The sequence below is a fragment of the Nocardiopsis sp. MG754419 genome (assembly GCF_018207095.1).
Taxonomy (GTDB): Bacteria; Actinomycetota; Actinomycetes; order Streptosporangiales; family Streptosporangiaceae; genus Nocardiopsis.
In genome coordinates, this window is sequence record NZ_QOCZ01000414.1 from 1 (window position 1) to 353 (window position 353).

Genomic DNA, 353 nt, shown 5'->3' on the forward strand with positions numbered 1-353 from the left:
CGCCGCCGACCAGTCCCTTCGCGCCCCGCTGCCAGTCCTGGGACGGGACGTCACCGTCCCGCTCGTGACGGGTGGCGAAGTGACGTACGCCGCGCTGGACTACGCTGCCAGCGCCCCGGCCCTGCAGCGTGTCTGGGACGACGTGGCCGCGTACGCGCCGTACTACGGCAGCGTGCACCGGGGTGCCGGGTACCTGTCCCAGCTGTCCACGGACCTCTTCGAGAACGCCCGCAACACCGTCGCCGAGTTCCTCGACTGCCGCGGCGACGACCAGGTCGTCTTCACCCGCTCCACCACCGACTCGCTCAACCTCCTCGCCGCCGCGCTCCCCACCGACTGCCAGGTCTTCGTGT

1 protein-coding gene is annotated in these 353 nt (G+C 71.4%); it reads left to right on the forward strand.

Going from position 1 to position 353, the window contains the following annotated elements; genetic code table 11:
- Positions 1-64: 64 nt before the first annotated feature.
- Positions 65-353 (forward strand): aminotransferase class V-fold PLP-dependent enzyme (locus DSY14_RS28355; RefSeq protein ID WP_307851366.1); only part of this gene is annotated, 289 nt, incomplete at its 3' end.